The organism is Microbacterium sp. (assembly GCF_046295495.1).
Lineage (GTDB): Bacteria > Actinomycetota > Actinomycetes > Actinomycetales > Microbacteriaceae > Microbacterium.
The window spans coordinates 39,298-65,377 of the sequence record NZ_JBKBNC010000006.1 but is presented as its reverse complement, the minus strand read 5'-3'; the positions used below and the strand labels follow the sequence as shown (position 1 = coordinate 65,377).

The 26,080-nt window shown below is 72.4% G+C and carries 29 protein-coding genes, 1 pseudogene and 1 riboswitch; of the genes and pseudogenes, 14 read left to right on the top strand and 16 right to left on the bottom strand.

What is annotated here, in order from left to right; all coding sequences use genetic code 11:
- Positions 1–94: 94 nt before the first annotated feature.
- Complete coding sequence (locus ACK4LS_RS04135) at positions 95–484, bottom strand: hypothetical protein (protein WP_409713578.1); 390 nt, start codon at positions 482–484, stop codon at positions 95–97.
- Between the two features lie 17 nt (positions 485–501).
- Between ACK4LS_RS04135 and ACK4LS_RS04130 the strand changes: the two are divergent.
- Positions 502–1,068, top strand: a pseudogene (locus tag ACK4LS_RS04130) (helix-turn-helix transcriptional regulator); the annotation flags it as partial.
- 10 nt (positions 1,069–1,078) lie between these two features.
- Here the strand turns inward: ACK4LS_RS04130 and ACK4LS_RS04125 are convergent.
- The 8 genes from ACK4LS_RS04125 to ACK4LS_RS04090 form a co-directional block, all read right to left on the bottom strand.
- Entirely contained in the window at positions 1,079–1,399 is a 321-nt protein-coding gene (locus ACK4LS_RS04125) for a protealysin inhibitor emfourin (RefSeq protein ID WP_409713574.1), read from the bottom strand.
- Positions 1,386–2,444 (bottom strand): M4 family metallopeptidase, encoded by a 1,059-nt coding sequence (locus ACK4LS_RS04120; RefSeq protein WP_409713571.1) that lies wholly within the window; start codon positions 2,442–2,444, stop codon positions 1,386–1,388. The genes ACK4LS_RS04125 and ACK4LS_RS04120 overlap by 14 nt, the downstream gene beginning before the upstream one ends.
- A gap of 194 nt (positions 2,445–2,638) precedes the next feature.
- Positions 2,639–3,427 (bottom strand): ABC transporter ATP-binding protein, encoded by a 789-nt coding sequence (locus ACK4LS_RS04115; protein ID WP_409713568.1) that lies wholly within the window; start codon positions 3,425–3,427, stop codon positions 2,639–2,641.
- A complete protein-coding gene (locus tag ACK4LS_RS04110; RefSeq protein ID WP_409713565.1) occupies positions 3,424–4,254 on the bottom strand; it encodes an ATP-binding cassette domain-containing protein in 831 nt (276 codons plus the stop codon). Before ACK4LS_RS04110 ends, ACK4LS_RS04115 begins: the two co-directional genes overlap by 4 nt.
- Complete coding sequence (locus ACK4LS_RS04105; protein ID WP_409713562.1) at positions 4,251–5,120, bottom strand: ABC transporter permease; 870 nt, start codon at positions 5,118–5,120, stop codon at positions 4,251–4,253. The genes ACK4LS_RS04110 and ACK4LS_RS04105 overlap by 4 nt, the downstream gene beginning before the upstream one ends.
- A complete protein-coding gene (locus tag ACK4LS_RS04100; protein WP_409713559.1) occupies positions 5,117–6,067 on the bottom strand; it encodes an ABC transporter permease in 951 nt (316 codons plus the stop codon). Before ACK4LS_RS04100 ends, ACK4LS_RS04105 begins: the two co-directional genes overlap by 4 nt.
- Complete coding sequence (locus ACK4LS_RS04095; protein WP_409713556.1) at positions 6,064–7,575, bottom strand: ABC transporter substrate-binding protein; 1,512 nt, start codon at positions 7,573–7,575, stop codon at positions 6,064–6,066. The genes ACK4LS_RS04100 and ACK4LS_RS04095 overlap by 4 nt, the downstream gene beginning before the upstream one ends.
- Before the next feature lie 206 nt (positions 7,576–7,781).
- Positions 7,782–8,690 carry an alpha/beta fold hydrolase gene (locus tag ACK4LS_RS04090; protein WP_409713553.1) on the bottom strand — a complete coding sequence of 303 codons (909 nt, stop codon included), beginning with the start codon at positions 8,688–8,690 and terminating at the stop codon, positions 7,782–7,784.
- A gap of 74 nt (positions 8,691–8,764) precedes the next feature.
- Here ACK4LS_RS04090 and ACK4LS_RS04085 point away from each other — a divergent pair, with 74 nt between their 5' ends.
- The 3 genes from ACK4LS_RS04085 (at position 8,765) to ACK4LS_RS04075 (ending at position 10,558) form a co-directional block, all read left to right on the top strand.
- A complete protein-coding gene (locus ACK4LS_RS04085) occupies positions 8,765–9,313 on the top strand; it encodes a carboxymuconolactone decarboxylase family protein (RefSeq protein WP_409713550.1) in 549 nt (182 codons plus the stop codon).
- A complete protein-coding gene (locus ACK4LS_RS04080; protein WP_409713547.1) occupies positions 9,310–10,023 on the top strand; it encodes a tyrosine-protein phosphatase in 714 nt (237 codons plus the stop codon). The genes ACK4LS_RS04085 and ACK4LS_RS04080 overlap by 4 nt, the downstream gene beginning before the upstream one ends.
- Before the next feature lie 70 nt (positions 10,024–10,093).
- Entirely contained in the window at positions 10,094–10,558 is a 465-nt protein-coding gene (locus ACK4LS_RS04075) for an SIP domain-containing protein (protein ID WP_409713544.1), read from the top strand.
- 174 nt (positions 10,559–10,732) lie between these two features.
- Here ACK4LS_RS04075 and ACK4LS_RS04070 read toward each other — a convergent pair whose 3' ends face one another.
- From ACK4LS_RS04070 to ACK4LS_RS04055, 4 genes are all read right to left on the bottom strand, one after another.
- Positions 10,733–11,188, bottom strand: coding sequence for a Fe-S oxidoreductase (locus ACK4LS_RS04070; RefSeq protein ID WP_409713541.1), 456 nt, complete (start codon positions 11,186–11,188; stop codon positions 10,733–10,735).
- Positions 11,185–11,997: an arginase family protein gene (locus ACK4LS_RS04065; protein WP_409713538.1), complete on the bottom strand. Its 813-nt coding sequence runs from the start codon at positions 11,995–11,997 to the stop codon at positions 11,185–11,187. The genes ACK4LS_RS04070 and ACK4LS_RS04065 overlap by 4 nt, the downstream gene beginning before the upstream one ends.
- A gap of 67 nt (positions 11,998–12,064) precedes the next feature.
- Positions 12,065–12,820, bottom strand: a complete 756-nt coding sequence (locus ACK4LS_RS04060; protein ID WP_409713536.1) for a PspA/IM30 family protein — start codon at positions 12,818–12,820, stop codon at positions 12,065–12,067.
- Positions 12,821–12,913: 93 nt separating this feature from the next.
- Positions 12,914–14,998, bottom strand: a complete 2,085-nt coding sequence (locus tag ACK4LS_RS04055) for a TPM domain-containing protein (RefSeq protein ID WP_409713533.1) — start codon at positions 14,996–14,998, stop codon at positions 12,914–12,916.
- A 146-nt stretch (positions 14,999–15,144) separates the two neighbouring features.
- Between ACK4LS_RS04055 and ACK4LS_RS04050 the strand changes: the two genes are divergently transcribed.
- The 5 genes from ACK4LS_RS04050 to ACK4LS_RS04030 all read left to right on the top strand — a co-directional run bounded on the left by ACK4LS_RS04050 (position 15,145) and on the right by ACK4LS_RS04030 (position 19,698).
- A complete protein-coding gene (locus ACK4LS_RS04050) occupies positions 15,145–15,978 on the top strand; it encodes a DUF3097 family protein (RefSeq protein WP_409713530.1) in 834 nt (277 codons plus the stop codon).
- A 104-nt stretch (positions 15,979–16,082) separates the two neighbouring features.
- The gene (gene trmB, locus ACK4LS_RS04045) at positions 16,083–16,802 is read left to right on the top strand and encodes a tRNA (guanosine(46)-N7)-methyltransferase TrmB (protein WP_409713527.1); all 720 of its coding nucleotides are present in this window, start codon (positions 16,083–16,085) and stop codon (positions 16,800–16,802) included.
- Positions 16,799–17,659, top strand: a complete 861-nt coding sequence (locus tag ACK4LS_RS04040) for a CPBP family intramembrane glutamic endopeptidase (protein WP_409713524.1) — start codon at positions 16,799–16,801, stop codon at positions 17,657–17,659. Before trmB ends, ACK4LS_RS04040 begins: the two co-directional genes overlap by 4 nt.
- Positions 17,660–17,853: 194 nt before the next feature.
- Positions 17,854–17,917: riboswitch (guanidine-III (ykkC-III) riboswitch) on the top strand.
- Positions 17,918–17,927: 10 nt separating this feature from the next.
- Entirely contained in the window at positions 17,928–18,251 is a 324-nt protein-coding gene (locus ACK4LS_RS04035) for a DMT family transporter (protein WP_409713521.1), read from the top strand.
- A 130-nt stretch (positions 18,252–18,381) separates the two neighbouring features.
- Positions 18,382–19,698 carry a hypothetical protein gene (locus tag ACK4LS_RS04030; protein ID WP_409713518.1) on the top strand — a complete coding sequence of 439 codons (1,317 nt, stop codon included), beginning with the start codon at positions 18,382–18,384 and terminating at the stop codon, positions 19,696–19,698.
- 60 nt (positions 19,699–19,758) lie between these two features.
- On the opposite strand, the gene ACK4LS_RS04025 is transcribed toward ACK4LS_RS04030, so the two are convergent.
- Entirely contained in the window at positions 19,759–20,055 is a 297-nt protein-coding gene (locus ACK4LS_RS04025; RefSeq protein ID WP_409713515.1) for a hypothetical protein, read from the bottom strand.
- A 116-nt stretch (positions 20,056–20,171) separates the two neighbouring features.
- Here ACK4LS_RS04025 and ACK4LS_RS04020 point away from each other — a divergent pair, with 116 nt between their 5' ends.
- The 5 genes from ACK4LS_RS04020 (at position 20,172) to ACK4LS_RS04000 (ending at position 25,413) form a co-directional block, all read left to right on the top strand.
- Positions 20,172–21,353: a sensor histidine kinase gene (locus ACK4LS_RS04020; protein WP_409713512.1), complete on the top strand. Its 1,182-nt coding sequence runs from the start codon at positions 20,172–20,174 to the stop codon at positions 21,351–21,353.
- 159 nt (positions 21,354–21,512) lie between these two features.
- Complete coding sequence (locus ACK4LS_RS04015; protein WP_409713509.1) at positions 21,513–22,016, top strand: SRPBCC family protein; 504 nt, start codon at positions 21,513–21,515, stop codon at positions 22,014–22,016.
- The gene (locus ACK4LS_RS04010) at positions 22,013–23,494 is read left to right on the top strand and encodes a phytoene desaturase family protein (RefSeq protein WP_409713506.1); all 1,482 of its coding nucleotides are present in this window, start codon (positions 22,013–22,015) and stop codon (positions 23,492–23,494) included. Before ACK4LS_RS04015 ends, ACK4LS_RS04010 begins: the two co-directional genes overlap by 4 nt.
- A 2-nt stretch (positions 23,495–23,496) precedes the next feature.
- Positions 23,497–24,333 (top strand): DNA-formamidopyrimidine glycosylase family protein, encoded by an 837-nt coding sequence (locus ACK4LS_RS04005; protein WP_409713503.1) that lies wholly within the window; start codon positions 23,497–23,499, stop codon positions 24,331–24,333.
- Between the two features lie 9 nt (positions 24,334–24,342).
- Positions 24,343–25,413: a spore photoproduct lyase family protein gene (locus tag ACK4LS_RS04000; RefSeq protein WP_409713500.1), complete on the top strand. Its 1,071-nt coding sequence runs from the start codon at positions 24,343–24,345 to the stop codon at positions 25,411–25,413.
- A gap of 4 nt (positions 25,414–25,417) precedes the next feature.
- Here ACK4LS_RS04000 and ACK4LS_RS03995 read toward each other — a convergent pair whose 3' ends face one another.
- Both ACK4LS_RS03995 and ACK4LS_RS03990 read right to left on the bottom strand, forming a co-directional pair.
- Complete coding sequence (locus ACK4LS_RS03995; protein ID WP_409713497.1) at positions 25,418–25,567, bottom strand: hypothetical protein; 150 nt, start codon at positions 25,565–25,567, stop codon at positions 25,418–25,420.
- A gap of 170 nt (positions 25,568–25,737) precedes the next feature.
- Complete coding sequence (locus ACK4LS_RS03990; RefSeq protein ID WP_409713494.1) at positions 25,738–26,079, bottom strand: hypothetical protein; 342 nt, start codon at positions 26,077–26,079, stop codon at positions 25,738–25,740.
- Position 26,080: the final 1 nt, after the last annotated feature.

The window sequence follows — 26,080 nt, the reverse complement described above, 5'->3', positions numbered from 1 at the left end:
CGAACTCCGGAGATTCTGCATCCGGCCCCCACCCGCAACGCCCGCAGGGGCGGTGGCACCGTTCAACTCCGGAGCCCGGTCCCGTTCCCGGCGGTCAGGTTGTGCGGGCGGCCCTGAGGATGGCTTCGGCGAGATCGCGCGGCCGGCTCCACATCGGCCAGTGCCCGGTCGGGAGGTCGACGGTCTCGACGCGGGTCAGTCGCGCCACCTCGGCGAACATGGGGTGGCCGGCGTGGACGAGCTCCCACACCTGCGCGCCGGGGAGGGAACAGCACACGAGCGTCGTCGGCACGTCGTCGCGGGCATCGTTCGCGAGCTGCGCGACCCCCCGGAGCACGGGGGCCGGTTCGGGAACGGCCCGTCGCCGGAAGCGCGCGAGGACCTCCGGGCTCAGCCCGTCGAGGTTGGCCTGCTGAGCGAGGGCGGCGAAGTCGGGGAGCGGGAGGTCGTGGACCGCGTCGGGGAGGGCGGGCGCGAACGCCATCCCGGACCAGGGCCCGGAATCGACCCGGCCCGGGTGGGGGGTACGGCCTCGCGGCGGGCTCCTCGCTTCCGCCCGTCAGCCTCTCGCCCGCCCAGGCGGTGGCGCTCATGGCGGCCGTCGCGGCGAGCCCGGACGCCCCGTACAACGATCTGGCGCGCGCGGGGATGGCCAAGATCCTCGACGTCGTCGATCCGCGGACGCGGGGGAGGGCGGAGGAGCTCGCCGGCCGGGTGTGGGTCGACATCCCCGAGTCGCCGTCGCGATCGGTCAGATCGGCGTTGGAGCATTCCCTGGCGGATCAGCGCGTCGTCCGGTTGCGGTACACCTCCGTGACGGGCGAGACCACCACCCGCGACGTCGAACCCGTCCTCTTCGCGGCGCGCGAGGGCCGGTGGTTCCTCGTCGGTTGGTGCCGGCTGCGCGACGCCGTCCGGTGGTTCCGTGTGCCGCGGATCGAACGGGCCACCGTGCTGGCCGCCGCGTGCAGCGGCCACACCGTCGCCGAGGTGGGGGAGCCGCCCGCCACCTCTCGTCCGGTGGGCGGCCGGGGCGATGGACGGCCGCGCGGTCGGGATGCCGGATGAGCGCCGCGGATCAGTGACTGCGGGGCCGTGGCGCGGCGGCCCCACGCACCTCGTCGACGAGCGTCCGCCAGGGGCCCTCGATCTGCCCGTCGCTCAGGCGTGCCTCGTGCACGGGGGTGTCGCCCCGGTGCACCTCGATGCGCCACTGGTAGCGATCGGCCCCGCGAACGGGGGCGGGAGGGGCGTCCCACGGGCAGCTCTCGACGAGTTCGCGCCACCGCGGTGCGCGGTCCGGGTCGGGCTCGGCACGCCACTGCTTCGACAGACCGGCGAGCCCGCCCGAGCGCACGACGATGATCGCGAAACGCTCGTCGGTGTCAGGCTGCGGCATCCTCCACGACGCCGACTCCGGCCCACGCGGCGCGGACGGCGGCGACCTCCTCCGACTCCTCACCGTACTCCGCGGTGGCGGCCGACAGGGTGGCGGCGGCGAACGCGGGGAAGTCGGCCGTGGGGGAGAGGGTGCCCGCCGTGAGTGCGCGGTACCAGATGAGTCCGGCGCGCTCCCAGGCGAAGCCACCGAGCGCGGTGGCGGCGAGGTAGAACGCGCGGTTCGGGATGCCGGAGTTGATGTGCACGCCGCCGTTGTCGTCGTCGGTCTCGACATAATCGCGCATGTGCGCCGGCTGCGGGTCGCGGCCGAGCACGTCGTCGTCGTACGCCGTGCCCGGCGCCTTCAGGGACCGCAGGGCCTCACCCTGGACGTCGGGGGCGAAGATCCCGGCGCCGATCAGCCACGTGGCCTCCCCGGCGCGCTGCCCGAGGTGGTGCTGTTCGGCGAGGGCGCCGAATACGTCGGACATCGACTCGTTGAGGGCGCCCGACTGGCCCTGGTACTCGAGGCCGCCGACGGCCTCGGTCACCCCGTGGCCCAACTCGTGCGCGATGACGCTGAGCGAGCGGGTGAAGCCGACGAACACCTCGCCGTCGCCGTCGCCGAACACCATGCGCTCGCCGTTCCAGAACGCGTTGTCGTAGTCGTCGCCGTAGTGCACGGTGGCCAGCAGAGAGCCGCCCGCCGCGTCGATGCCGTCGCGCGCGAAGGCGTCCCAGAAGAAGTCGAAGGTCTCTCCGAGGCCGTCGTAGGCCTCATCGACCGCGGAGTCGCCGCTGGGCGCGTCGTCTTCGCTGCGCACGCGGCGACCGGGGAGGTTCTCGGTGTTCGCGGCGTCGGAGACGATGCGGTCGGGCGCCGGGGCCGTCTCGGCGACGAGGGAGTCGCCCTCGATGGACAGTCGCAGGCGTGTGCGCGTGGGGCGCGGCGGGCGCGGCATGGCGAGGGTCTTGCGCGCCGCCGCCGCGGCCCGCGCGAGGCGGGGGTCGTCGGTCTGCGCGAGCCGGTCGAGCAGGAACGGGGGAACGATACCGGGGGTCATGCGGCGAGGCTAACGCCGACCACCGACATCGCGGCATCCCTTGAACATCCCCGGGGGAGGGCGTGCGCGTCGCGCGGGCGGGGGAGGAACCGTCGGCGACACGGCGACACGGCGACACGGTGGCCCACGGTCCGGCGGCCCACGGTCCGGCGGGCCACGGTCCGGCGTGCCGCGCCCCGCGGAGCGCGGAGGGCTCAGCCCGGCAGCGTGGGGATCGACGCCAGCAACCGCCGCGTGTAGGCGGCCTGCGGCTGCAGCAGCACCTTCTCGGTCGGCCCCTGCTCGACGACCTTGCCGTCCTTCATCACGACGACCTGATCGCAGACGTTCTGCACCACCCCGATGTCGTGCGAGACGAGCACGAGGGTGAGGTCTTCCTCGGACCGCAGTCGCGCGATGAGACGCAGGATCTGCGCGCGCACGGTCACGTCGAGCGCCGAGAGCGGTTCGTCGCCCACGAGCACGCGCGGGCGGTGCACGATCGCCCGCGCCAGGGCGATGCGCTGGCGCTGGCCGCCGGAGAACTCGTGGGGGAAGCGCCCCGCCATCTCGGCCTCGAGGCCGACCTGCTCGAGCACCTCGCGCACGCGCGCCCGCCGGTCGCCGCCTGTCCCCAGCGCCCACAGGGGCTCTCCGACGATGCGTCCGACCGTCATGCGTGGATCGAGCGAGGCGTAGGGATCCTGGAACACGATGCCGGTGGTGCGCCGCAGCCAGTGCAACGACCGGGCCGAGCCGCGGGCGTCGACCGGTCGCCCGGCGACCTCGACGGTTCCGGAGGTGGGGGCGTCGAGACCGAGGAGCAGACGCACGAGCGTGGACTTGCCCGATCCGGACTCGCCGATGATGCCGACAGCCGAGCCCGCGAGCACCGACAGGTCGACGTCGTCGAGAGCGACCGTGCGCTCGGGGCGGCCGAAGCCCCGCCGCGGCGCGGGGTAGCTCCGCGTGAGTCCGCGTGCGTGGATGAGGGTCTCGGTCATCGCGACTCCTCCTCGTCCGTCGCGCCGTCGTCGGGGGCGGCGCGAGAGACCTCGGGATGCCACAGCGTCGCCGTGGCATCCCGCAGCAGCGCGCGCGTGACCGGCGACGACGGCTCGCGCAGGAGATCGGTGACCGGGCCCTGCTCGACGACGCGGCCGTGCTCGAGCACCACCGCGTGACTGGCGACCTGCGCGAGCACCGCGAGATCGTGCGTGATGAACACGAGGGACATGCCGGCATCCTGGACCAGGGAGCGGAGGAGCGCGAGGATGCCGGCCTGGATCGTCACGTCGAGGGCGGTCGTCGGCTCATCGGCGATGAGCAGCCGCGGCCGGCAGGCGAGGGCCATGGCGATCGCGACGCGCTGGCGCTGCCCGCCGGAGAGCTGGTGCGGGTAGCGCGAGACGAGGCGCTCGGGATCGGGCAGCGCGACGCGCTCCGCCTCGGCGACGGCGCGACGGAGGGCCTCCCGTCGCGACACGCGTTCGTGGATGCGCACGGATTCGCCGATCTGGCGACCGACCGTCCGGATGGGGTTGAGGGCCGTTCGCGGCTCCTGGAAGACCATCCCGATGTCGTCGCCGCGCAGGCGCGCGAGCTCGCGATCGGGGAGTCCGAGGATCTCCCGCCCGTTCCACAGCACGCTGCCGGTCGCCGTGGCGCCGTCGGGGAGGAGCCCCAGCACGGCGAGGGCCGTGAGCGACTTGCCCGATCCCGACTCTCCGATGAGGCCCACGCGGGCACCCGCGGGGACCTCGAACGACACGCCGTCCACGACCGTGCGGCCGCCGATCTCGATGCGCAGATCGGTCACGACGAGGCTCATGCGACGACTCCCGGAACGTGCGTGCGAGCGGCGGGGGTCCGCTCGGCGAGCGTCGGGTCGGCGGCTTCGCGTAGGGCGTCGCCCAACAGGTTGAGCCCGAGCACGGTGAGGGTGATCGCGAGACCCGGCCACACCACGGTGAGCGGGTGGACGGCGATGTAGGCCTGCAGATCGCTCAGCAGCACGCCCCAGGAGGGCTGCGTCACGGGTGCGCCGAAGCCCAGGTACGACAGGCCCGCCTCCGCCAGCACCGCGACGGCCATGCCCCACGACAGCTGCACGATGAACACCGGCGCGACGTTGGGCAGGAGGTGCCGCGTGAGGTTCTGCCACGCCGACAGGCCGCTCGCCCGCCCCGCGAGCACGAAGTCGCTGTGCAGCACGCGGCGCAGCTCGGGTCGGGTCACGCGGGCCACGTTGACTCCGAAACCGATCCCCACCGACCAGATCACCACGGCGAGCGATCCTCCCCACACGGCCGAGATCATCATCGCGATGATCAGGACCGGGAAGGCGATCAGGATGTCGACGAGCACCGCCACGCTCTCGCGGATCCACCGCGCGGTGAGCGATCCGAGGGCCGCCAGGGCGATCCCGAGCACGGATGCCACGACCCCCGCGCCCACGGCCACGGCGACCGTGGTGCGGGCGCCGGCCATGAGGAGGCTGGCGATGTCGCGACCGCTGTTGTCGGTGCCCAGCACGTGGGGCCACGACGGGTCGGCCCACCGCGATCGGGCGTCGACCGAGGCGGGGTCGAACGGCGTCCACACGAGCGAGACCAGGGCCACGAGCACCACCAGGCCCACGATCAGGATGCCGAAACGGCCGGTGCCCAGCGCCCACAGGCGCTTCAGAGTCGTCATGCGGCCTCCCTCTGGCGGGGGTCGACGAGGCGATGGACGAGGTCGACGACGAAGCCCACCACGAGCACGAAGCCCGTCAACGCGAGCAGCTCGCCCTGCACCTTCGGCAGGTCGCGGGAGGCGACGTCGACGACGAGCATGCGGCCGACGCCCGGCAGCGTGAACAGCTGCTCGATGACGACCGCGCCCACGATGATCCCGGCGATCTGCAGTCCGAGCACCGTGATGACCGAGAGCCCGACGTTCGGCAGCCCGTGGCTCAGCAGCGCCCGCGTGCGCGTGAGGCCCTTGGCCGCCGCGGTGCGCACGTAGTCCTGGCCGACGGCCTGGAGCGTGGCGCTGCGCACGAAGCGCAGGAGCATCGCGCCCTCGACGACCCCGATCGTGAGCGCCGGGAGCACGAGTGCCCGCAACGCCGCGGCCGGGTCGTCCCACCCCGCGCGGGGAAAGCCCTGCGGGGGGAGCCACCCCAGCCACACCGAGAACACCACCACGAGTATCAGGCCGGCCCACACCACGGGCACGGCCGCGAGAGCCTGGGCGCCGACGCTCAGCGCGGTCCCGCCGGCGTGCCGACGACCGAGTGCCGAGAGCACGCCGAACGGGATGCCGACCAGCAGTGCGACGGTGAGCGACATCGCCGCGAGCGGCACCGTGACGCGGGCCTTGTCGGCGAGTTCCGCGGCGACCGAGGTGCCGGTGATCAGCGAGGTGCCGAGGTCGCCGCGGAAGACACCGCCGATCCAGTCGAGGTACTGCGACCACAACGGCGCGTCGAGGCCGAGGCTCGAGCGGACGGCGGCCACCTGCTCGGGGGTCGCCTGGGCGCCCGCGATGAGCTGGCCGACGTCGCCCGGGAGCACCCGCAGCGACAGGAAGATCAGCACGCTGGCCACGGCCAGGCCCAGCACGAGCAGGCCCAGCCGTGTCAGCGCGTAGCGGATCACTCCGACGCGACCGTCACGCCGGCCAGCGGCAGGCGCACGTTGAGGGAGTTCTTCGGGAAGTTCGCGACGTTGGTCCCGACGGCGGTGAGCGGCGTCGACAGGAACAGCCAGTCGGCGGCGTCGTCGTCGCTCACGATGCGGGCGGCCTCGGCGAGCAGGTCCGACGACTCCTGCTCGTCGGTGGTGGCGAGCGACTCGGCGTACAGGCTCTGCACTTCGGGGTTGTCGTAGCCGAAGTAGTACGAGGGGTTGGCCCAGTTGCCGAAGTCGCGCGCCTCGACGTGGCGCACGAAGCTCAGGTCGTAGTCCTTGTTCGTGTAGACGTCCTGCAGCCAGGTGGTGAAGTCGACCTGCTCGACCTGCAGCTTCACGCCCACGTCGGCGAACGACGACACGAGGAAGGTGGCGATGGTCCCCGGGTAGACGTTGGGGATCGTGAGGGTCAGATCGAGGTCGTCGGCCCCGGCCTCGGCCAGCAGCTCGCGCGCGCGGTCGGGGTCGTAGGAGATGCTCCCCGAGAGGTCTTCGTAGCCGGGATCGAGCGGCGGGATCGGGCCCGACAGCGTCTCGCCCGAGCCCAGCGTCTCGATGAAGGCGTCGTGGTCGATCGCCAGGCGCAGGGCCTCGCGCACGCGCTGGTCGTTCAGCGGGGCCTTGGCGTTGTTGAACGCCAGGGTGCCCTTGTCGGTGGTCAGGCCCGACTCGATCGCGAAGGCGCCGGTGCCCTCGATCTGACCGCGCAGCTCCGGGTCGATCTCGAGCGCGACGTCGAGGTCTCCGCTGACCGCGGCGTTGGCGGCGGCGCTCTGGTCGGGGATGTAGTCGAGGACGACTTCCGAGACGCCCGCCGCCTCGCCCCAGTAGCCGTCGTAGCGGGTGAGGGTGAGGCTCTGTCCGGTGCTCCAGCTCTCGACGCGGAACGGCCCGGTGCCGTTCGCCGCCGTCTGGAAGTCGGTGGTGTCGCCGCTCTTGAAGATCAGGCCCGCGCGACCGGTGAGCGCGAAGAGGAAGTCGATGTTCGGCTGCGCCAGCGTCACGACGACCGTCGAGGCGTCGGGCGAGGCGATGGATGCCACGTTCGCGAGGTCGGCGCTGTTCTGGATCGTCGCGTCGTCCTTCGCCGTCTGCAGCGAGGTGACGACGTCGTCGGCGGTCAGCGCGCTGCCGTCGTGGAAGGTCACGCCCTCACGCAGCGTGAAGGTGTAGGTGAGACCGTCGGGCGAGACGGTCCACGCCGAGGCGAGGGCCGGGACGATGGCGTTGTCCTGGTCGCCGTCACGGGTGACGAGGCCCTGGTAGACGTTGTCGATGAGCGCCTGCTCGAGCGAGGCTCCGCTGGTGCGGCGGATGTCGAGGTTCGACGGCTCGAGCGACAGGCGCACGGTGAGGGTGGCGTTCGGGTCGGCATCCCCGGTCGGGCCGGGGGAGGAGTCGGTGCCGGTGCACGAGGTGAGCAGGAGTGCTCCGATCAGGAGCGCGCTCGTGGCGAGGGCGGTGCGGCGCAGCATTGCGGGGTGTCCTTTCGCAGGCCGAGGGCATCCGGGTGCTGTGGATGCCGTGCAGGGGTGGCAACAGCCTACTTTCACCGGCATTCCCTCGCCGTCGTGTGTGACGGCTCACGACGGCGTGTGACGCGGGGCGCCCCGCGTGCTCGGGCACGGCGCTCCGCGTCACCGCCGCCGCCCGCGGTGAGGGGGCGCCTCGGCTGGGACCGCTACAGTGCCGCGCGGATCACCTCGGCCAGCGCCGCGGGATCCTCCTCCTGCGCGTTGTGACCGGTGGCGAGCACGCGCACCTCGGCGTCGCCCACGCGGCGGGCGAACTCCTCGGCATCCGCGGCCGAGACGAAGCCGCGCTCGCCGCGCACGAGCGTCACCGGCGCCCGCACACCGGCCAGGTCGTCCCATCCCGTGCTCGCGAGCACCGCGCGCACGGCATCCGGGGTCGTGGGGTCGGCGCCGGCGTTCGCGGCGGCGGCGGCGAGGTGGGCGAAGTGGTGCTTCCACTCGACGCGGCCGTCGTCGCGGACGCGGGAGTTGAGGAGGACCCCGCGCGTCGCCGCCTCGCGCGAACCGCCGAGGCCGAACGACAGGGCCCGTTCGACGAGTTCGTCGCGAGACGCCCAGTCGGTGGGCCCGGCGAAGAAGGCGCGGATCTGCGCGGGACCGGCACTCGGGTCGACGCCGGGGGTGATGTCGACGACGACCACCCGGGAGACGAGGTCGTGGCGGGATGCCGCCACCGCGGCCGCCGTGAGACCGCCGAGGGAGTGGCCGACGAGCAGCTGCGGCCCGCTCGTCCACGTCTCGAGCGCGGTGACCACGTCGGGGGCCAGGACACGCGCCATGTACGCCGCGTCGTCGCGCCACGAGGAGTCGCCGTGGCCGGGGAGATCCAGGGCGAGCGCGGGGATGCCGAGGTGCAGCAGCGTGGTGTCCCACGTGTGGGCGTTCAGCCCCGCGCCGTGCAGCAGAGTGACGGCCGGGGGAGCGTCGCCCCAGCGCAGACCGCTCAGACGTCGGCCGTCGGCCAGCGCGAGGTCGACGCGCTCGACCGCGGGGACGGCGCGGCCCGCGGCGGCGGCCTGGGCGGGGAGGAACGAGAACTCGTCGTGCTCGGGCATGGGATCAGCCTGTCACCCGCGCGACTCCCGGGGCGACCGCGCCGGCCGCGCGAGTCGCGCCGTAGGCTGTCGCCATGGGCGAAGAACCGCGCGTGCACCTGTCGAAGTCGGCTCCCGAGGCCTACGCCGCGCTGCGGTCGTTCTCCACGACGGTGGGCCGGCTCGCCGCCGACGCGGGCATCGACGCGCGCCTTCGCGAGATCGTGCAGATCCACGCCTCCCAGCTCAACGGCTGCGCCTTCTGCGTCCGGGTGCACGTCGATGCCGCGGTGAAGGCCGGGCTCGACGCCGACGTCATCGCGCAGATCGCGACCTGGCGCGAGTCGGGGGTCTTCGACGAGCGCGAGCGCGCCGCCCTCGAGCTCACCGAGTCGTTCACGTTCATCCACGAGGACGGCATCCCCGACGAGGTGTACGACCAGGCCGGTGGCATCCTGAGCGAACAGGAGTACGTCGCGCTGAGCTGGGTGCTCGTGGCCATCAACGCGTTCAACCGGGTCGCCATCGCCGGACGCTACCCCGTGCCTCCGCGCGCGGGCGGGGCGGTGGTGGGCACGGATGCCACGCCCCCCGCGACGACGTCTCCCCGCACCCCCCACGTGCACGCGGACGGCTCGGCATGACCGCCTCCCTCGTCTCGGGTGCGACCAACTTCCGCGACGTCGGGGGGCTGCCCGCGGGGGAGGGGCGCACACGCCCCGGGGTGCTGTTCCGTTCCGGGAACCTCGTGCGGGTCGACGACGCGGGGATCGAAGACCTGCGCGCGCTCGGAATCCGCCGCGTGATCGATCTGCGCGACGAGGCCGAACTCGCGCACGCCCCCAGCCGCTTCGACGACCTGCCGGTCGAGGTGCAGCACGAACCGCTCTTCCTGGGCTCGGTCGCCTCTTTCTTCGAGCGCGACGTCAGCCTCGACGAGCTCTACGCGGCGATCGTCGACGACTCCGCCGACCGGGTCGTGTCGGTGGTGCGCGGCATCCTGCGCGCCCAGCCCGTGCTCGTGCACTGCACGGTCGGAAAGGACCGCACCGGGGTGACCGTCGCGATCGCGCTCGCCGCGGCAGGCGTCGATCGCGAGGCCGTGGTCGCCGACTACGCCCGCACCGAGGAGATGCTCCCCGCGGAGCGCAACGCGGCGGTGCTCGCCGCCATCCGCGCGCTGCATCCCGAGAACGTCCACGCCGAAGACCTCGCCACGCGCTCGCCCGCGCGGGTCATGCGGGCGCTGCTGGCCCGTCTCGACCGGGAATTCGGATCGCCCGCCGGATACCTGCGGGCCCACGGCATGACCGACGCCGAGCTCGATCGCCTCGGTACGGTGCTCGTGGGCTGAGCGCGCGCCGCGATTCGAGGCGGCAACTCAGGTTAGGCAACCCTTCTCCGGGGGTATAGTGGATGCCATCATGGTCCCCTCCACCGAGCACAACGACGCCGCCTGCCGCGCGTCGCGGCACACCCGTGTGCAGCACCTCGTGACCGCCGACGAGACCTCTCTCGTCGAGCTCGAGACGGTGCTGGCCACCCTGCCGATCTGCTCGACCGGGCGCGTGTTCATCGAGGTGCCCGACCAGTCGTGGGTCGGCCGTGTCGCCGCCCCCGCCCGGATGACGATCGCGTGGCTCGACCGCTCGCGTCGCGGCGGGGCCCCGGGTTCGGGCCGCGGCTGCGCCCCCGGCCAGGCACTCGCCCGCGCGGTGTCGGGGTGGGCGGGCGAGATGCTCTGCTGCGACGACGACGCCACGCGGGTCATCCTGCTGGGCGGCTACCTCGGCACGGCCGAGATCGTCGAAGAGTTGACCGCGCGCCACGGCGTCGCACCCGGGGCGATCCACACGCCCGAGCGCTTCGGCCTCGCCACCGCGCGCTGACACGGGTCTCGACGCGGGTCGGGCTCGGGCCTCGCTCGCGGCGGTCGTCGGCGGCATCCGCTTCCGTGGAGGGCATGCGCTGGAGCGGGGCACCCGCTCACTGCGCGCTGCGCCGCCGTCCGCCGACACCGCCCACGGATGCCGGCGGCCTCGCAGGCCGCTGAGCGGAACGCTTCAGCTGCCGTGGGGCACGTAATTGCCCTCGACCAGCCCCGCCTCGATTTCGAAACGGTTGCGCAGCGGATCACGCCCCGCGAGGGCGTAGAGGACGGGCATGAGGAAGCCGTAGCGCCGCCATTGGCGACGGTGCACGGCCTCGTGCCCCAGCACCACGTCGGTGGGGCGGTCGTCGCCGGTGAGGAAGCATTCGCCCACGCACACGCCCCCGCGGGGGAACGCCCACGACGGCAGCCCGCGGAACACCCACAGACCCTGCCGCCTCTCGATGCGCCCGGTGCTCCAGATCGATCCCCAGATCCACCCCACGGCGCACCCGTACCAGTAGCCCACGCGACTCACGGGGGAATCGAGCAGGAACGCCGCGATGAACCGGTCGAGGCGGCGGCCACGGGCGACCGCGCGCTCCGCCTGGTCGCGCCATCCGGTCGGCGGGCGGGGGATGGGACTCACGCGAGGGCTCCGATCAGACGCAGGATCGTGCCGAGGTCGTCGACGGCCGCCGCGGGCGACGACGGCGAGAACTCCGTCAGGGTCGCCCCGGCCAACGGCATCCGCTCCCGTAGGCGCCGGATCGATGCCACGACCTCCGCCGTGCGGGCGCCGAACGGCTCGGGCAGGGCGACACCGGTGATGTCCGCCGGGTCGAGCACGTCGAGGTCGAGATGCACGTGCACGCGCGTCGCTCCCGTGGCGGCGACGGCTTCGGCGAGGGCGCCGGGGTCGGCCAGGTCGGACGGGGTGAGGACGCGGATGCCGTGCTCGTCGACGAACCGTCGCTCCTCTTCGTCGAACGACCGCGTCCCCGCCAGCACGATGCGGCCGGGGGAGATTCCGGGGCTGAGGCGCAGGTGGGGTTCGCCGTCGCCCGCGAGAGCGCGCAGCACCATGCCGTGGAAGGCTCCGCTCGGCGAGGTCTGCGGGGTGTTGAGGTCGGGGTGTGCGTCGAGCCACACGACCGCGAGATCGTCTCCGGCGATCGCGGAGACGGCTCCGAGGGCGACCCCGCAATCCCCGCCGACCACGATCGCCGTCTCGGGGGCGGCCCGGACGGCCTCCTCGACGCGCTCCCGCATGCGCACGAGCGCGCTCATGCGCTGGATCCCGGAGCCCTGCGCATCGCCCGCCTCGGAGGGGGGCTCGAGCACCGTGGTGGAGGCGCGCGGCAGGTCACCCGCGATCGCTTCCGCGCCGTCGATCAGCTGCATCGCCCGTGACGACGACGAGCCCTGCCACTGCGGGGCGACGATGAATCGGGCCATGGGGGTCTCCTCGCCGGAAACCGGGAGCGCACCGCCCCGAACGCGGGCGGTGCGCTCCCGGTTTCGATCAGAGCTGGTCGGGGCTGGGAGCGTCGATCGCCGCGCGCTGCGGGCCGCCGACCTTGAGGGCGGCGAGGCGTGCCTCGACCTCGGTGAGCTCGCCCACGTCGTCGAGCGCGTTGAACTGGGCGTCGATGCTCGAGGCCGCGAGCTCCTGCTTGCCGGCCGCGAGCGCCTCCTCGCGGCGGATCTTGTCTTCGAAGCGGCCGAGCTCGCTGGTGGGGTCGAGCACGTCGATCGACTTGACGGCGTCGTGCACCTTGTTCTGGGCCTCGGCGACCTTGGCGCGAGCGAGCAGTTCGCTGCGCTTGGACCTGAGCTGGTCGAGCTTGCCCTTCATGCCGTTCAGGCCGTCTTTGAGCTTGTCGACGACCTCGGTCTGCGAGGCGATGGTCGGCTCGGCGGCCTTGGCCTCGCTCTCGGCGGTGATCTGACGCTGCAGCGCGATCTTGGCGAGGTTGTCGAACTTGTCGGCCTCGCCGGCGTTGCCCGTCGCGCGCAGTTCGTCGCCCTTACGGCTGGCGGCGAGGGCCTTGTTGCCCCATTCGGCCGCCGCCTGGACGTCTTCCTGGTGGTCGCGCTCGAGCAACCGCAGGTTGCCGATGGTCTCGGCGATGGCCGACTCGGCGTCGGCGATCGAGTTCGAGTAGTCGCGCACGAGCTGGTCGAGCATCTTCTGTGGGTCCTCGGCCTGGTCGAGGAGCGCGTTGATGTTCGCGCGGACGAGGGTCGAGATGCGACCGAAGATGGACTGCTTGGCCATGCGGGGAGTTCCTTCCTGAAGGCGACGATGTCGAGTCTGGTGGCGGATGCTACGAATTCTCTGTGATCGGGCGGTGTGGCCGCGAGGGGTGGTTCAGCGTCGTCGTCCGCCTCCCCCGCCGGCGCGACCGCGACCGCCGCCCGAGAAGCCGCCTCCGCCGCCGCTGCGCGAGCGCCCGCCGCCGGTGAAGCCGCCGAAGCCGCTTCCGCCGCCGCTTCGCGAACGCCCGCTCGGAATGCCGCCGCCGAAGCCACCGCCGAGGCCACCCAGACCGCCCAGGCCGCCTCCGCCGAAACCGCCCCGGCGCCGCCCGCCGCCCCCGAGCAGGGCGTTGACGGCGATCCCGCCGAGGATCGCACCCATGAGGTCGCCGCCGCCTCCCGCGCCCCCGCCGAACGACCCGACGTCGTTCTGCGCGAGCGAGGCGGCTTGGCCGGCCAACTCGGCCGCGCGCTGCGCCGCGCCGAGGGCGTCTGCGGGGTCGGTGGCGCGCAACTGCTCGGCCTGTACCAGGGCCGCTCCCGCCTCGGCCAGGCGCGTCCGGGCGGCGGGGCCGACGGCACCGCGTCGCGCGGCGATGAAGTCCTCGGTCGCGGTGACCTGGGCGCGCGCCTGGGCGAGCACGGCATCGAGTCGGGTGTCGGCGCGCCGACGGCGCTCCGCCTCGTCGCGCGCCTCGTCGAGGACGGCGTCGATCGTGGCGTTGGCCTGTTGCAGCGTCTCGACCGCCCGGAGCGGGTTCGTGCGGCCCGCGCCGAGATCGGCCCGCCCGGCGTCGAGACGGCTGCGCGCCGAGGCCGAGGCCGCGGCCACGCGGCCGTCGGCATCGGGAAGCCGGCCGGCGGCCACGAGGTCGCCCTCGATGTCGGCCACGAGCGCGCTCGCGCGCTGGCCGGCGGCGTCCAGATCGGCGCCGAGAGCGGTGATCGCGCGCTCCAGGGTCTCGGCCTGGGCCACCGCGGCCTGGGCGGCGCGGATCGCGACCGCGGCCTCGCCCGTGCGGTTCTCCGAGAGGGCGGTCTGCGCCTCCGCTGCCTGCGCGTCGGCCAGGTCGAGGCGTGCTCGCGCCTGCGCGGGGTTGTCGGCGACGGGCGCGAGGGCCTCGTCGGTGAAGCGCTCCCGCAGCCGGGCCAGTTCGGCCTCGGCGCCGGCGAGGGCTGCGCCGACGGAGGTCCGCTGCTCGCGAGTCGCCGCCAGCGCCGCGGGGGCGTCGGCCTCGAGGGCGCGCAGTTCGTCGAACGCGGCGGCTTTGGCATCCAGAGCGTCGTCGGCCGCCGTGCACAGTCGCAGGATCTCGGTGTAGCCGGCGCGCTGCTCGTCGGGTGTCTCGGGGGTGTCGTCGTCGAGGCGCTGCTGGAGCGAGAAGGCGCGGTCGAGGTCCGCCTTCGCCTGCGCGAGCACGTCCGTGAACGGCGCTGCAGCGGCATCGCCGAACTGCGCGCGGGCGAACCCGAGCTCCTGCTCGCTGGTCTTGACGGCGTCGTCGGTCGCGACGAGGGCCGAGCCGGCGCGGCGCGCGAGGTCGTCGATGCTCTCGGCGGGGGCGGTCGCGTCGCCGGAGCCGTTCTGCCGGCGCCGCCGAAGGAACAGCCACACCAGCACGCCGGCGATGGCGAGGAGGAGCACGGCCACGAGCAGGATCGGCCCCAGCGCGGGCCCGCCGTCGGTGGCGGGGGTGGGCGGGGGAGCGGGCATGTTGCCGCCCGCCTGCGCGTGAGCTGTGCGGATGCCGTCGGCCGCCGCGATCGCCGCCCCCGCATCGTCGCCGGCCTCGAGGGCGGGCTGGATGCGGTCCTGCTCGATCGAACTCAACTGAGCCGCCGACAGTTCGCCGTCGTCGACGTCGCCGGAGAGGTAGAACGAGAAGGTGTCGCCCTGGATGGCCACGGCGAGGACGTACTGATCGGGGCCGAGCTTGTTCCGGTTGGCCGTGTCGTTGGCCCAGTCCTGCGCGTCGGAGGGCTCGGTGAACTCGTCGACGTACACGACCCACAGGTCGAGCCCGGTCTGGTCCGACAGGGCCAGCAGACGCGACTGCACCTCGGCTTCCTGCGCGTCGGTGAGCGCGTCGACGCGGTCGACCACGTAGCTCGAGCCCAGCGTCGGCGGGGGGACGGCGGCCGCTGCGAGCGGGACCCCCAGGATGCTTGCGAGCACCAGGAAAACGGTCGCAACCACCCGTGCCACTCTCGGCTGTCGCATACATCCCCCTTCGGCGCCCGGGGTTCCACCCTATAAACGACCTCCGACACCCGGGAAGGACCGGCGCGTCCGCTGTCAGCGCATCGGCGCGCCGCCTAGGCTCGGGCGTTCGGAGGTACAGGATGGACGACCGCTACGGCACCGACGTGCTCGCCCGTGGATGGCGCGACGCCGGGCGCAAGAAGCCCGCGCAGCTCGCGGCATCCGCCGATCTCGTGGTGGAGGTCGCCGGCGACGGCTTCGTCGGCGCGGTGACCCGCGTCGACGGCATGAACGTCGAGCTCGAAGACCGCTTCGGCAAGCGGCGGCTGTTCCCCCTCGGCGGAGGTTTCCTCGTCGACGGAGCGCCGGTGGTCCTCGCGGCCCCCGCGGCCGCGCCGAAGGGCCGCACCCGCACCGCCTCCGGATCGTTCGCGGCCGCCGACCAGCGTGCGCGCACCGCCCGCGCGAGCCGCATCTTCGTCGAGGGCAAGCACGACGCCGAGCTCGTCGAGAAGGTGTGGGGTGCCGACCTGCGCGCCGAGGGGGTCGTGGTGGAGTTCCTCGAGGGCGTCGACCTTCTCGAGCAGACCCTGGATGCCGAGCCCCCCACCGCCGAGCGACGCTACGGCGTGCTCGTGGACCACCTCGTGCCGCACTCGAAGGAGTCGCGCATCGCCGAGAAGATCGCCCGCGGTCGACACGGCGCGCACGTGCGCATCGTGGGCCACCCGTTCGTCGACGTCTGGCAGTGCGTCACCCCGCGCGCCCTCGGCATCGCCGCCTGGCCCGAAGTCCCCCGCGGCGTGGAGTGGAAGGTCGGCGTCTGCCGCGCCCTCGGCTGGCCCGCCGAGGAGCAGGCCGACACGGCCCGCGCCTGGCAGCACATCCTGTCGCGCGTCACGACCTTCCGCGACCTCGAGCCCGCTCTCCTCGGGCGCGTCGAGGAGCTCATCGACTTCGTGACCGTCCCGTGAGCGGCCGCAAGCGCTCCCTCTCGCGCGAGTCGACGGCATCCGTTCCCTCCGGGGACCCGCGACGGCCGGCTCCAGCGGCGGACGCGCCGGATAGCCTGGACGGCATGGACACCCCCGTCTTCCGCGACAAGCCGGTGTCGTTCGTGCGTCGCAGCGGTCGCATGTCGGAGGCGCAGGACAGGGCGTGGGCCGAGCTCTCGCCGTTCTACCTGTTGCCGGTCGAGCGTGCGGCCGCCACGACCAGCGTCAAGGCGGGAACCGCCGTCGACCCCGCCGAGGTCTACGGCCGGCGAGCGCGACTCGTCGTCGAGATCGGCTCCGGCCAGGGGCAGCAGATCGTCTCGGCCGCCGCCGCCCACCCCGACGCCGACTTCCTCGCCGTCGAGGTGTTCACCGCCGGCCTCGCGCGCACCATGCTCGACGCCGACCGCGAGGGCGTGCGCAACCTCCGTCTCGTGGAGGCGAACGCCCCCGAGGCGCTCGAGCATCTGCTGCCCGCGGCGAGCGTCTCCGAGCTGTGGGTCTTCTTCCCCGACCCCTGGCACAAGAACAAGCACACGAAGCGCCGGCTGGTCGCGCCGGACTTCGCCCGCGTCGCGGCGCAGGCCCTGGCTCCCGGCGGCATCCTGAGACTGGCCACCGACTGGCAGGACTACGCCGACCAGATGCGCGACGTGCTGGATTCGGCCCCCGGCTTCGAGCGGGCCTTCGCGGGGGAGTGGGCCGATCGCTTCGAGGGGCGCGTGCTCACGGCCTTCGAGCGCAAGGGACTGCGGGTCGGCCGCGACATCCGCGATCTCACCTACACCCGGGTCTCGCCGTGACCGCTCACGCAGCGGTGCCCGTGCGCGAGCGGTCCGCGTGGACGCCGAAGCTGATCCCGGCGCTCCTGGTGTGTCTGGCCGCCCCCGCGTTGTTCGTCGTGCAGATCGTGTGGCTGGGCTGGCTGCTCCTCGCGCTCGCCGTGGCATCCGGGATCCTCGTCGACCGTCGCGCCGGCGTCCCCCTCGCCCGCGGCGAGGAGCCGAGCATCGCGCGCGACGTCTCCCTGATCGCGGTGGGTCAGTTCATCGTGAGCCTCATCCCGCTGCACGCCGAGCTCGACGACGCCGCGTTCGTGCGGTTCACGCTGGCCCTCGGCGGAGCGGTCGTCGTGCCGTACGTCGTGTCACGCTTCGTGTACCGCGACGACGCGATCCGCTTCCCGTGGCGCGGCGGCGGTCGCTGGACCTGGTGGCAGTGGGCGTGGCTCGCCGGCGTCATCGTGCTCGGCTACCTGATCCTGCCGTTCTACTTCATCACCTCGGGCGTCTACATGAACTGGCCCGTCGTGAACACGCCGGATCTCATCGCTCGCCTGTTCGTGGGTGTCGGCGCCGTCGGCATCTGGGACGAGCTCTTCTTCATCTGCACCGTCTTCGTGCTCTTGCGCCGGCATTTCCCCGATCTCACCGCCAACCTGCTGCAGGCGATCGTGTTCGTGTCGTTCCTCTGGGAGCTCGGCTACCAGGCGTGGGGTCCGGCCCTCACGATCCCCTTCGCGATCGTCCAGGGCTTCCTCTTCCTGAAGACGCGTTCGCTGGCCTACGTGGTGACCGTGCACCTGCTGTTCGACGCGGTCGTGTTCGCCGTGCTCGTGCACGCCCACAACCCCGAAGCGGCCTCGATCTTCCTGATCTGACTCCGATCCCGCACCCTCGGCGGGCAGCCCGGGCGTCCCGCCCCCACGCATAAACGCTCTGCACGCGCAGAAACACGCGGAGCACGTGTTTACGCGCGCGGATCGCGTTTATGCGTGTGACGACGGCGGGGGAGCGGATGCCGGAACCCGGCGCTCGTGCACGGACGGTGCCCAGGTGCGATCGCTACGCTGACGACGGACGCCGATCGCGTCCCCGGACGAGGGATCAGTACCCGGACAGCGACAAGACTGGCCAAGGAGTTCTGTCATGTCGTGGATCGTCCTCATCCTGTCCGGCGTCCTCGAGGCCGTGTGGGCCACCGCCCTGGGCCGCTCCGAGGGCTTCACCAAGCTCTGGCCGAGCGTCGTCTTCGGTGTCGCGCTCGTGGCGTCGATGGGCGGTCTCGCCTTCGCGATGCGCGAGATCCCGACCGGTACCGCCTACGCGGTGTGGGTCGGTATCGGCGCGGCGCTGACGGTGGTCGTCGCGATGGTCACGGGAGCCGAGGCGATCTCGGTCGTCAAGGTCCTGCTCGTGCTCGGCCTCGTGGGGTGTGTCATCGGGCTGAAGCTCGTGGGCGATACCCACTGACCAGGGGATTCCCGAGAAGTCAACCGGATGGAACGTTCGGTTTCATCCGGTACGATCTGGCCCACTGCACTTGTCCGGGCCCGACACCGTCGTCATCTCGCCCACATCTTCCCCCTGTGAAAGGTTCCGAGTGAGCGCACCGCCGAGCGAGCTTGTCACCCCGACCCAACCGTCGAGGGTCATCGAGCGTCCGCAGCGACGCCTCGACCGCCTGCGCGGTTCGCGCGTCGCCCGGGCACTGCGTCAGTACGGGCGCGATGTCCTGCGCACGCCGGAGGGCATCGTCCCCATCGAGCGCGGCGCGTTCACGCGGGTCCTCATCCTCTGGGCGATCGCGCGCGTCGTGAACTTCGGTCTGCTGTGGGGCTTCTACTCCATCGCGAAGGCCGCGCGCTGGGGTTTCGGCCCCGACAGCGAGCGTCTCGGCACGTTCTTCGACTACCTCACCGGCTGGGATGCCGACCGCTACGGTCAGATCGCGGCCGAGGGCTACCCGATGTCACTGCCGATGAACGTGTCGGGCGACATCCTCCCCAACAACTGGGCGTTCCTGCCCGTATTCCCCACGATGGTGCGCGTGCTCTCGGGGGCCACCGGCCTTGGATGGCAGCCGATCGCCATCCTGCTGAGCCTGGGCGCGAGCCTCGGCGCGACCTGGCTGCTGTTCGTGCTGCTGCGCACCGTCACCAAGCCGCAGCCGGCCTGGTGGGCCGTGGTGTTCTTCTCCTTCGCGCCGATGTCGTTCCTCTTCGTGATCGGCTACAGCGAGGGCCTGTTCATGCTGCTGATGTTCGCCGGCATGCTGCTGGCCATCAAGCGGCGTTACCTGTGGATCCTGCCGATCGGCCTCATCACGGCCTACACCCGCCCGGGTGTGCTGGCCCTGGGCCTGGCGCTCGGCATCGTGTTCCTCGTGCGGTTCTTCCGCCGCCGCGTCGATCCGTTCCCCGTGCGGGAGTGGGCCTCGCTCATGGCATCCGGTCTCACGATCGCGGTCGCCGGCCTGTCGTGGAACCACATCGCGCAGTACGTCACCGGCACCCACAACGCCTACATCCGCACGGAGCTCGGCTGGTGGCTCGACTACGTCGGCAACGATGAATTCACCCCCTTCACGCCGTGGTTCCGTCAGGCGGGCACCCACCTGGGCATCGTGGGCATCGTGCTCGTGGTCGCCCTCGTCGTCGCCTTCCTTGCGCTGATGTGGTCGCGTCCGGTGCGCAAGCTCGGCCTCATGGTCGTGACCTACGGCTTCAGCTACGGCGTGTACATCTTCGCGGTGTTCCTGCCGCAGCAGAGCACCTTCCGCCTGCTCATGCCGATGGCTCCGCTGATGGGTGACGAACGCTGGTCGTCGACGCCACGACGGCGGGTGGCGATCCTCGCCGGGTGTCTCGTGCTGCAGGTCGCGGCGATCCTCCTGCTCTGGACCCGCGGCAACCCCTGACCCGGGGACGCGTGAAGAGGGGCGGTGCCGTCGGGCACCGCCCCTCTTGCTCGTGCGGGGTCAGTCGGGGCTGCCGCCCGGGTCGACGGCATCGATGACGTCCTGCTCGGCGGCGTTGTCGGCATCCATCTCGGCCGAACCGACGGACTCGGCGTCCTCGCGGGCGAAAGCCCCCGCGGTGTCGTCCTGCGCCGCCTCGGCGCCGGCGGGGCCCGGTGCGGTCTCCGGCGGCAGCGGGATGGTGGGCTCGGCCGGAGTGGGAGCGGTCGGCTCCGCGGGGGTCGGAGCCGTGGGCTCCGCGGGGGCGGGCATGCCCGGGTCGGAGGGCGTCTGGGGGAAGGGTGTCGGCGTACTCATGCGCCGACTCTGCTCGAAGCGGCCGGCGGACGCGAGCCCCTTCCCGATCGGTGGGCCACGGTGTAATCACGGGGCGTTAGGCTCGTCGGCGGGGAGCCCGACCACGAGGGGACGAAGTGTCGACCGCACACGATGTGACACGGCGAGAGGCGATCGCGCAGTACCGGCTCATCGGCGAGCCGTCGGAACCCGATCTGCAGGGCCTCGTCGAACTCGCCGCGACCGTCTGCGGTGTTCCGACCGCCGTCATCAACATCATCGACGACCGCATGCAGCACCAGATCGCGGCGGTCGGCATCCAGGCGGCGTCGTGCGAACGCGAGGATTCGATGTGCGCGGCCGTGATCAGCAACCCCGGTCGCGTCGTCGTCCCCGACGCGCGGCTCGACCCGCGCTTCGCGAACAATGCCTTCGTCACCGGCGAGATCGCCTTCACCCGGTTCTACGCCTCGAGTCCGCTGATCACGCCCGCGGGCGTCGCGATCGGCACACTCTGCGTGTTCGACACCGAGGTGGGCGAGCTCTCGGATGCCAGTAGCCGCGCCCTCGATCTGCTCGCACACCAGGTGATCGACGTGCTCGAGCTGCGACGCGTGCAGCGCGACCTTCTCGAGTCCAACGAACAGCTGGAGCACTTCGCGACGCAGGTGAGCCACGACCTGCGCAACCCGCTCACCGCTCTCACGGGCTTCCTCGAGCTCGCCGCCGACAGCCCCGAGATGGCCGGAGCGCCGCGGGCCGCGCAGTCGCTGGCGCGCGCCGAAGCCGCAGCGGGGCGCATGACGTCGATGGTCACCGATCTGCTCGACTTCGCGCGCATGGGCGGGGCGCGTCCGCACAAGACCAGGGTCGATGTGGCCGACACGGTCGACGCGGTGCTCGAAGACCTCGACGGCGCCCTCGCGCGCACCGGTGCCGAGGTGACGGTCGAGGCCTCGGTGCTCGTGCGCGCCGACGACACCCTGCTCCGCGTGCTGCTGCAGAACCTCATCGCGAACGCGGTCAAGTTCACCGTCGCCGCCGGGAAGCCGCCCGCGGTGCTCGTGCGCGTCGAGGCCCTCCCCGACGGTTGGCGCATCACCGTCGACGACAACGGCGAAGCGGTCGCCCCCGACCTGCGCGAGCGCGTGTTCGAGCCCATGCAGCGCGGCCACGGGTCGGACGTGCAGGGAATCGGCATCGGTCTGGCCACGTGCCGACGCATCGTGGAAGCGCACGGCGGCTCGATCGGCCTCGACGATTCGCCCGCGGGTGGGACCCGCGCGTGGTTCGTGCTGCCCGCGGAGAAGGCGGCCTGAGCGGAGCGCCGTCGCGCCTCGCCTCCGCCCTGCCGTTACCCGCCGGCGCGTCGGGGCGCAACCACCGCGGCCGGTGTCGCCGCGTGGCCGTAGCGTGGGCGTTGTCGAGGCGGGTCAGCCGGCACCCGCCCGCACCGTGACGACGAGGAGGAGCGCCCCATGGCCCGCAACGTCCGTCTGCTGCATTGCACCCCCGACGACGTGTTCCGGGTGCTCGCCAACGGGTGGCTCTACCCGCTGTGGGTCGTCGGCACCTCGCGGATGCGCGACGTGGGCGACACGTGGCCCGCCGAGGGGGCCACGCTGCACCACTCCTTCGGGTCGTGGCCCCTGCTGGTGAACGACACCACCGTCATGCGCGTCTGGGACCCGCCGCGCCGCGCGGTCATGGAGCCTCACGGGGGACCGATCGGTGTCGCCCGCGTGGCGATCGATGTGAAGCCGCGCGGCGACGCGTGCGTGGTCCGGCTGCAGGAGGAGCCCGTGACGGGCCCGACGAAGCTCCTCCCCGACACCGTGTTCGACGCCATCACCCGCTGGCGCAACGCCGAGACCCTGCACCGACTGGCCTACCTCGCCGAGGGCGGGGCTCCGGGGACCGAGGGGGGCGCCGAGGCCATCGGCCACCGATCCACCGCCGAGAAGGAGCCCATCCAACGATGACCGAGAGCTACGACGCGATCATCGTCGGCTCGGGCCCGAACGGGCTCGCCGCCGCGGTCACGCTGGCGCGGGCGGGCCTGTCGGTCGCCGTGTACGAGAAGGCGGCGACCTTCGGTGGAGCGGCTTCGACGGCCGAGCTCACGCTGCCCGGTTTCCGGCACGACGTCGGTTCGGCCGTGCACCCCCTCGCCCTCGAATCGTGGTTCTTCCGCGAGTTCGGCCTCGATCGGCGCGTGCCGATGATCGTGCCCGAGGTGTCGTACGCCCACCCCCTCGACGGCGGACGGGCGGGGCTGGCGTATCGCGACCTGGCGCGCGCGGCCGAGGGCCTCGGCGTCGACGGCCCGGCGTACGAACGGCTCATGCGTCCGCTCGTGGAGCACCTGCGGGGGGTCACCGACTTCACCGGCAACGCCCTGCTGCGCGTGCCCGGCGACCCCCTCGCGGCGTTCTTCTTCGGCATCCGGTCTCTCGAACAGGGCGGCCCGTGGTGGAACGCGCGCTTCCGCGAAGAGGTCGTCCCCAGTCTCATCACCGGCGTGTCCGCGCACACGATCCTCCACCAGCCGAGCCTCGCCGCCGGCGGGGCCGGCCTGGTGCTGGCGACCTACGGCCACGGTCGCGGATGGCCCATCCCGGTCGGCGGCAGCCAGTCGATCGCCGACGCGATGATCGCCGACATCCGCGCGCACGGCGGGGTCCTGCACGCCGGTGTCGACGTCACATCGCTCGACGACCTCCCGCCCGCCCGGGCGGTGCTGCTGGACAGCACCCCGCGCGCCCTGATCCGCCTGGCGGGGGAGCGGATGCCGGCGGCCTACCGTCGCGTTTTGGAGCGCTTCCGCTACGGCGGCGGCGTCGCCAAGGTCGATTTCGCCCTGTCGGAGCCCGTGCCGTGGGCGAACGCCGATGTCGCCCGGTCGGGCACCATCCACCTCGGCGGCACGCGCGCCGAGATCGCCGCGGCGGAGAACGCGGTCGCCCGCGGAGACCTGCCCGAGGCGCCGTACGTCCTCGCGGCGCAGCCCACTCTCTTCGATCCGACGCGTGCGCCCGAGGGCAAGCACGTGTTCTGGGCCTACACCCACGTGCCGTCGGGAAGCCCCGCCGACCGGGAAGAGGCCGTCGTGAGCCAGATCGAGCGCTTCGCCCCGGGCTTCCGCGACACGATCCTCTCGAGCTCCTCGCGCACGGCGCTCGACATCGCGGCGTGGAACCCGAACTTCCCGGGCGGTGACATCTCCGCCGGCGCTCCCACCCTCCCGCAGCTCCTCGGGCGACCGGTGTACAGCCCCGATCCATGGCGCACGCCCATGAAGGGCGTGTACCTGTGCTCGTCCTCCACGAGCCCCGGCCCGGGCGTGCACGGCCTGGCCGGGTGGCAGGCGGCCCTCAGCGCGCTGCGCCACGAGTTCGGTACGCGCCTCCGGCCCGACCTCACCCCGCGCGACGACCAGCTCATCGCCGCGGCCCGGTAGCCGTGCCCGAGGGCGACAGCGTCTTCCGTCTCCGGCGGCGACTGGATGCCGCGACGCGGGGTGCCCGCGTGGTGGACGGAGAGCTGCGCTCGGGCAACGCGGCGGGACGGTCGCTCGCCGGCCGTGAGATCCGCTCCTACGACACGCACGGCAAGCACCTGCTGACACGGTTCGACGACGGCTTCACCCTTCACACCCACCTGCGGATGCAGGGCAGCTGGACCATCACCCGCCCGGGACGCTCCCTGCCCACCACCGCGCGGGAGACCGCCCGCGTGCGTCTGCGACTGGAGGACGCCCGCGAAGTGTGGGGCCTCGACCTCCCCGTGGTCGACCTCCTCCCGACCGCGCGCGAGAGCGACGCCGTCGGTCACCTCGGCCCGGATCCGCTCCGCGACGACTGGGATGCCGCGGAGGCGGTGCGGCGCCTCGCGGACCGGCCCGAGCGTCCGTTCGTCGCGGCGCTGCTGGATCAGACGCGGATCGCCGGTCTGGGCAACCTGTGGGTCAACGAGCTCGCCTTCCTCCGCGGCATCCATCCGTTCGCGCCGATCGGGGCGACCGACCTCGACGCCCTCGTGGCGCTCGCGGCGCGGTGTCTGCGTATCTCGGCGACCGTGCCGGGGATGTACCAGGTGACCACCGGTGACCGACGGAAGGGTTCCTCGCACTGGGTCGCGGGGCGGGCCGGACGCCCGTGCCTGCGGTGCGGCACTCGGGTACGGGTGCGCGGGGAGGTCGCGGACGATCCCGGACAGCGGCGCACGTGGTGGTGCCCGCGGTGTCAGCCCACGCCGGTCTCGCTTCTCGCGCGGGCCGATGTCGGAACCCCGGCGTAGAACGGGACCATGGCCGTCGAACGGGAGAATCTGCTGCGCGTGACCCGCATCTACGCGGAGGACGCCGCCCTCGAACTCGAGCGCGGGCGCGAGATCGTCGCTCGGTGGCCCGACGCCGAGATCGTCCCCGTCGCCTCGCACTGGCAGATCCCCGAGGTGCACGGCGATGAGACGAACGTCGCCCGATGGGTTCGCATCAAGACCGAGGCCCTCGTCGTGGGGACGAAGAAGAGCGTCACGACCCGGGTCAACGGCCGCTCGGCCGACTTCATCGCTCCCTCGCTCTCGAACGGCTGCGCCATGGCCTGCGTGTACTGCTACGTGCCGCGCCGCAAGGGCTACAGCAACCCCATCACGGTGTTCGCCAACATCGATCAGGTCACGCGGCATCTCGCGCGTCATGTGGCCGCGCGCGGTCCGAAGCTCGAGCCGAACCAGTGCGACCCCGAGTCCTGGGTCTACGACATCGGCGAGAACGGCGACTGCTCCGTCGACGCGATGATCAGCGAGAACGTGCGCGACGTCTGCGATCTGTTCCGCATGACACCGAGCGCGAAAGCCTCATTCGCGACGAAGTTCGTCAATCGCGACCTGCTCGAGTGGGATCCGCGCGGGCGCACGCGCATCCGGTTCTCACTGATGCCCGCGGGAACGGCCCGTGTCACCGACCTGCGCACGTCGGCGATGGCCGAGCGCATCGCGGCGATCAACGATTTCGTCGACGCGGGGTTCGAGGTGCACGTCAATTTCTCCCCCGTCATCCTCACGCCGACGTGGCTGGCCGACTGGGCCGCCCTGTTCGACGAGCTCGATGCGACGCTCCACCCTCACGCGAAGGCGCAACTGGCGTGCGAGGTCATCTTCCTCACCCACAACGAGGGCCTGCACGAGGTCAACCTCGGCTGGCACCCGCGTGGGGAGGAACTGCTGTGGACACCGCCCGTTCAGGAGGAGAAGCGATCGCAGAACGGGGCTGTCAACGTGCGGTACCGGCATCCGTTGAAAGCGCAGAGCGTCGAAGCACTGACGAGCATGATCGCCCGCAAACTCCCGTACTGCCGGGTGCGATACGCGTTCTGAGGAATCAGCTGATGTCGCCGGTGGGGGAGGCATCCGTCGACGACGAGTCGTCGGCGTCCTTCTGGGCCGCCGCGCCCTCCTCGGGCGACTCGCTGCCTGCGCCGTTCGACTGCGTGTCGGGGGCGTCGTCGCTGCGTCCGTCGTGATCGGTCATGGGAGAACTCCGTTTCGTCGGGGGATGCCGACGTTGCCACGGTGCCGAGACCGTGTCCAGGGGGTCGACGAGTCAGAGGGGAGCGACGCCATAGCGCTCTGTGAAATCCGCGCTCGCGGCGTCCTCGAAGTGGTCGGCGTCGTCGCGCAGGTCGATGTCGCCCATGCCGGTCACAGGTACGGCGCGAGGGCGCCGGCGGTGAGGGCGAAGGCCAGGGCGGTTCCGCCGACGGCGGTGGCGGTGACGAGCGACGCGCGGTCGGCTCGCCGCCGACGGGAGACGTTCGCCGGGTGCGTCGTCGAGCGCAGCGACGACTTGGCGGTGTCGAGGGTGTCGTAGCGTCCGATCGGAACGCCGTGCGCATCGCGCGAGACGAAACCGCCCGCCACCGCGTCGACGCAGCCGAAATACTCACCGCCGCGATGGGCCACCCAGAATCCGGTGTCGACCTTCGCCCACAGCACACGGACGGAGGTGAGCGGAACCGGGGCGGCGAGAGATGTCGCGGTCATG

Coding starts and splice junctions, on each gene's coding strand:
- ACK4LS_RS04125 (WP_409713574.1), bottom strand. CDS start 1,399: ATGCCGCAGCCTGACACCGACGAGCGTTTCGCGATCATCGTCGTGCGC.
- ACK4LS_RS04085 (WP_409713550.1), top strand. CDS start 8,765: ATGGGCGAAGAACCGCGCGTGCACCTGTCGAAGTCGGCTCCCGAGGCC.
- trmB (WP_409713527.1), top strand. CDS start 16,083: ATGGACACCCCCGTCTTCCGCGACAAGCCGGTGTCGTTCGTGCGTCGC.
- ACK4LS_RS04050 (WP_409713530.1), top strand. CDS start 15,145: ATGGACGACCGCTACGGCACCGACGTGCTCGCCCGTGGATGGCGCGAC.
- ACK4LS_RS04090 (WP_409713553.1), bottom strand. CDS start 8,690: ATGCCCGAGCACGACGAGTTCTCGTTCCTCCCCGCCCAGGCCGCCGCC.
- ACK4LS_RS04060 (WP_409713536.1), bottom strand. CDS start 12,820: ATGGCCAAGCAGTCCATCTTCGGTCGCATCTCGACCCTCGTCCGCGCG.
- ACK4LS_RS03995 (WP_409713497.1), bottom strand. CDS start 25,567: ATGACCGATCACGACGGACGCAGCGACGACGCCCCCGACACGCAGTCG.
- ACK4LS_RS04105 (WP_409713562.1), bottom strand. CDS start 5,120: ATGACGACTCTGAAGCGCCTGTGGGCGCTGGGCACCGGCCGTTTCGGC.
- ACK4LS_RS04000 (WP_409713500.1), top strand. CDS start 24,343: ATGGCCGTCGAACGGGAGAATCTGCTGCGCGTGACCCGCATCTACGCG.
- ACK4LS_RS04110 (WP_409713565.1), bottom strand. CDS start 4,254: ATGAGCCTCGTCGTGACCGATCTGCGCATCGAGATCGGCGGCCGCACG.
- ACK4LS_RS04075 (WP_409713544.1), top strand. CDS start 10,094: ATGGTCCCCTCCACCGAGCACAACGACGCCGCCTGCCGCGCGTCGCGG.
- ACK4LS_RS04025 (WP_409713515.1), bottom strand. CDS start 20,055: ATGAGTACGCCGACACCCTTCCCCCAGACGCCCTCCGACCCGGGCATG.
- ACK4LS_RS04080 (WP_409713547.1), top strand. CDS start 9,310: ATGACCGCCTCCCTCGTCTCGGGTGCGACCAACTTCCGCGACGTCGGG.
- ACK4LS_RS04010 (WP_409713506.1), top strand. CDS start 22,013: ATGACCGAGAGCTACGACGCGATCATCGTCGGCTCGGGCCCGAACGGG.
- ACK4LS_RS03990 (WP_409713494.1), bottom strand. CDS start 26,079: ATGACCGCGACATCTCTCGCCGCCCCGGTTCCGCTCACCTCCGTCCGT.
- ACK4LS_RS04135 (WP_409713578.1), bottom strand. CDS start 484: ATGGCGTTCGCGCCCGCCCTCCCCGACGCGGTCCACGACCTCCCGCTC.
- ACK4LS_RS04115 (WP_409713568.1), bottom strand. CDS start 3,427: ATGACCGAGACCCTCATCCACGCACGCGGACTCACGCGGAGCTACCCC.
- ACK4LS_RS04015 (WP_409713509.1), top strand. CDS start 21,513: ATGGCCCGCAACGTCCGTCTGCTGCATTGCACCCCCGACGACGTGTTC.
- ACK4LS_RS04120 (WP_409713571.1), bottom strand. CDS start 2,444: ATGACCCCCGGTATCGTTCCCCCGTTCCTGCTCGACCGGCTCGCGCAG.
- ACK4LS_RS04095 (WP_409713556.1), bottom strand. CDS start 7,575: ATGCTGCGCCGCACCGCCCTCGCCACGAGCGCGCTCCTGATCGGAGCA.
- ACK4LS_RS04035 (WP_409713521.1), top strand. CDS start 17,928: ATGTCGTGGATCGTCCTCATCCTGTCCGGCGTCCTCGAGGCCGTGTGG.
- ACK4LS_RS04065 (WP_409713538.1), bottom strand. CDS start 11,997: ATGGCCCGATTCATCGTCGCCCCGCAGTGGCAGGGCTCGTCGTCGTCA.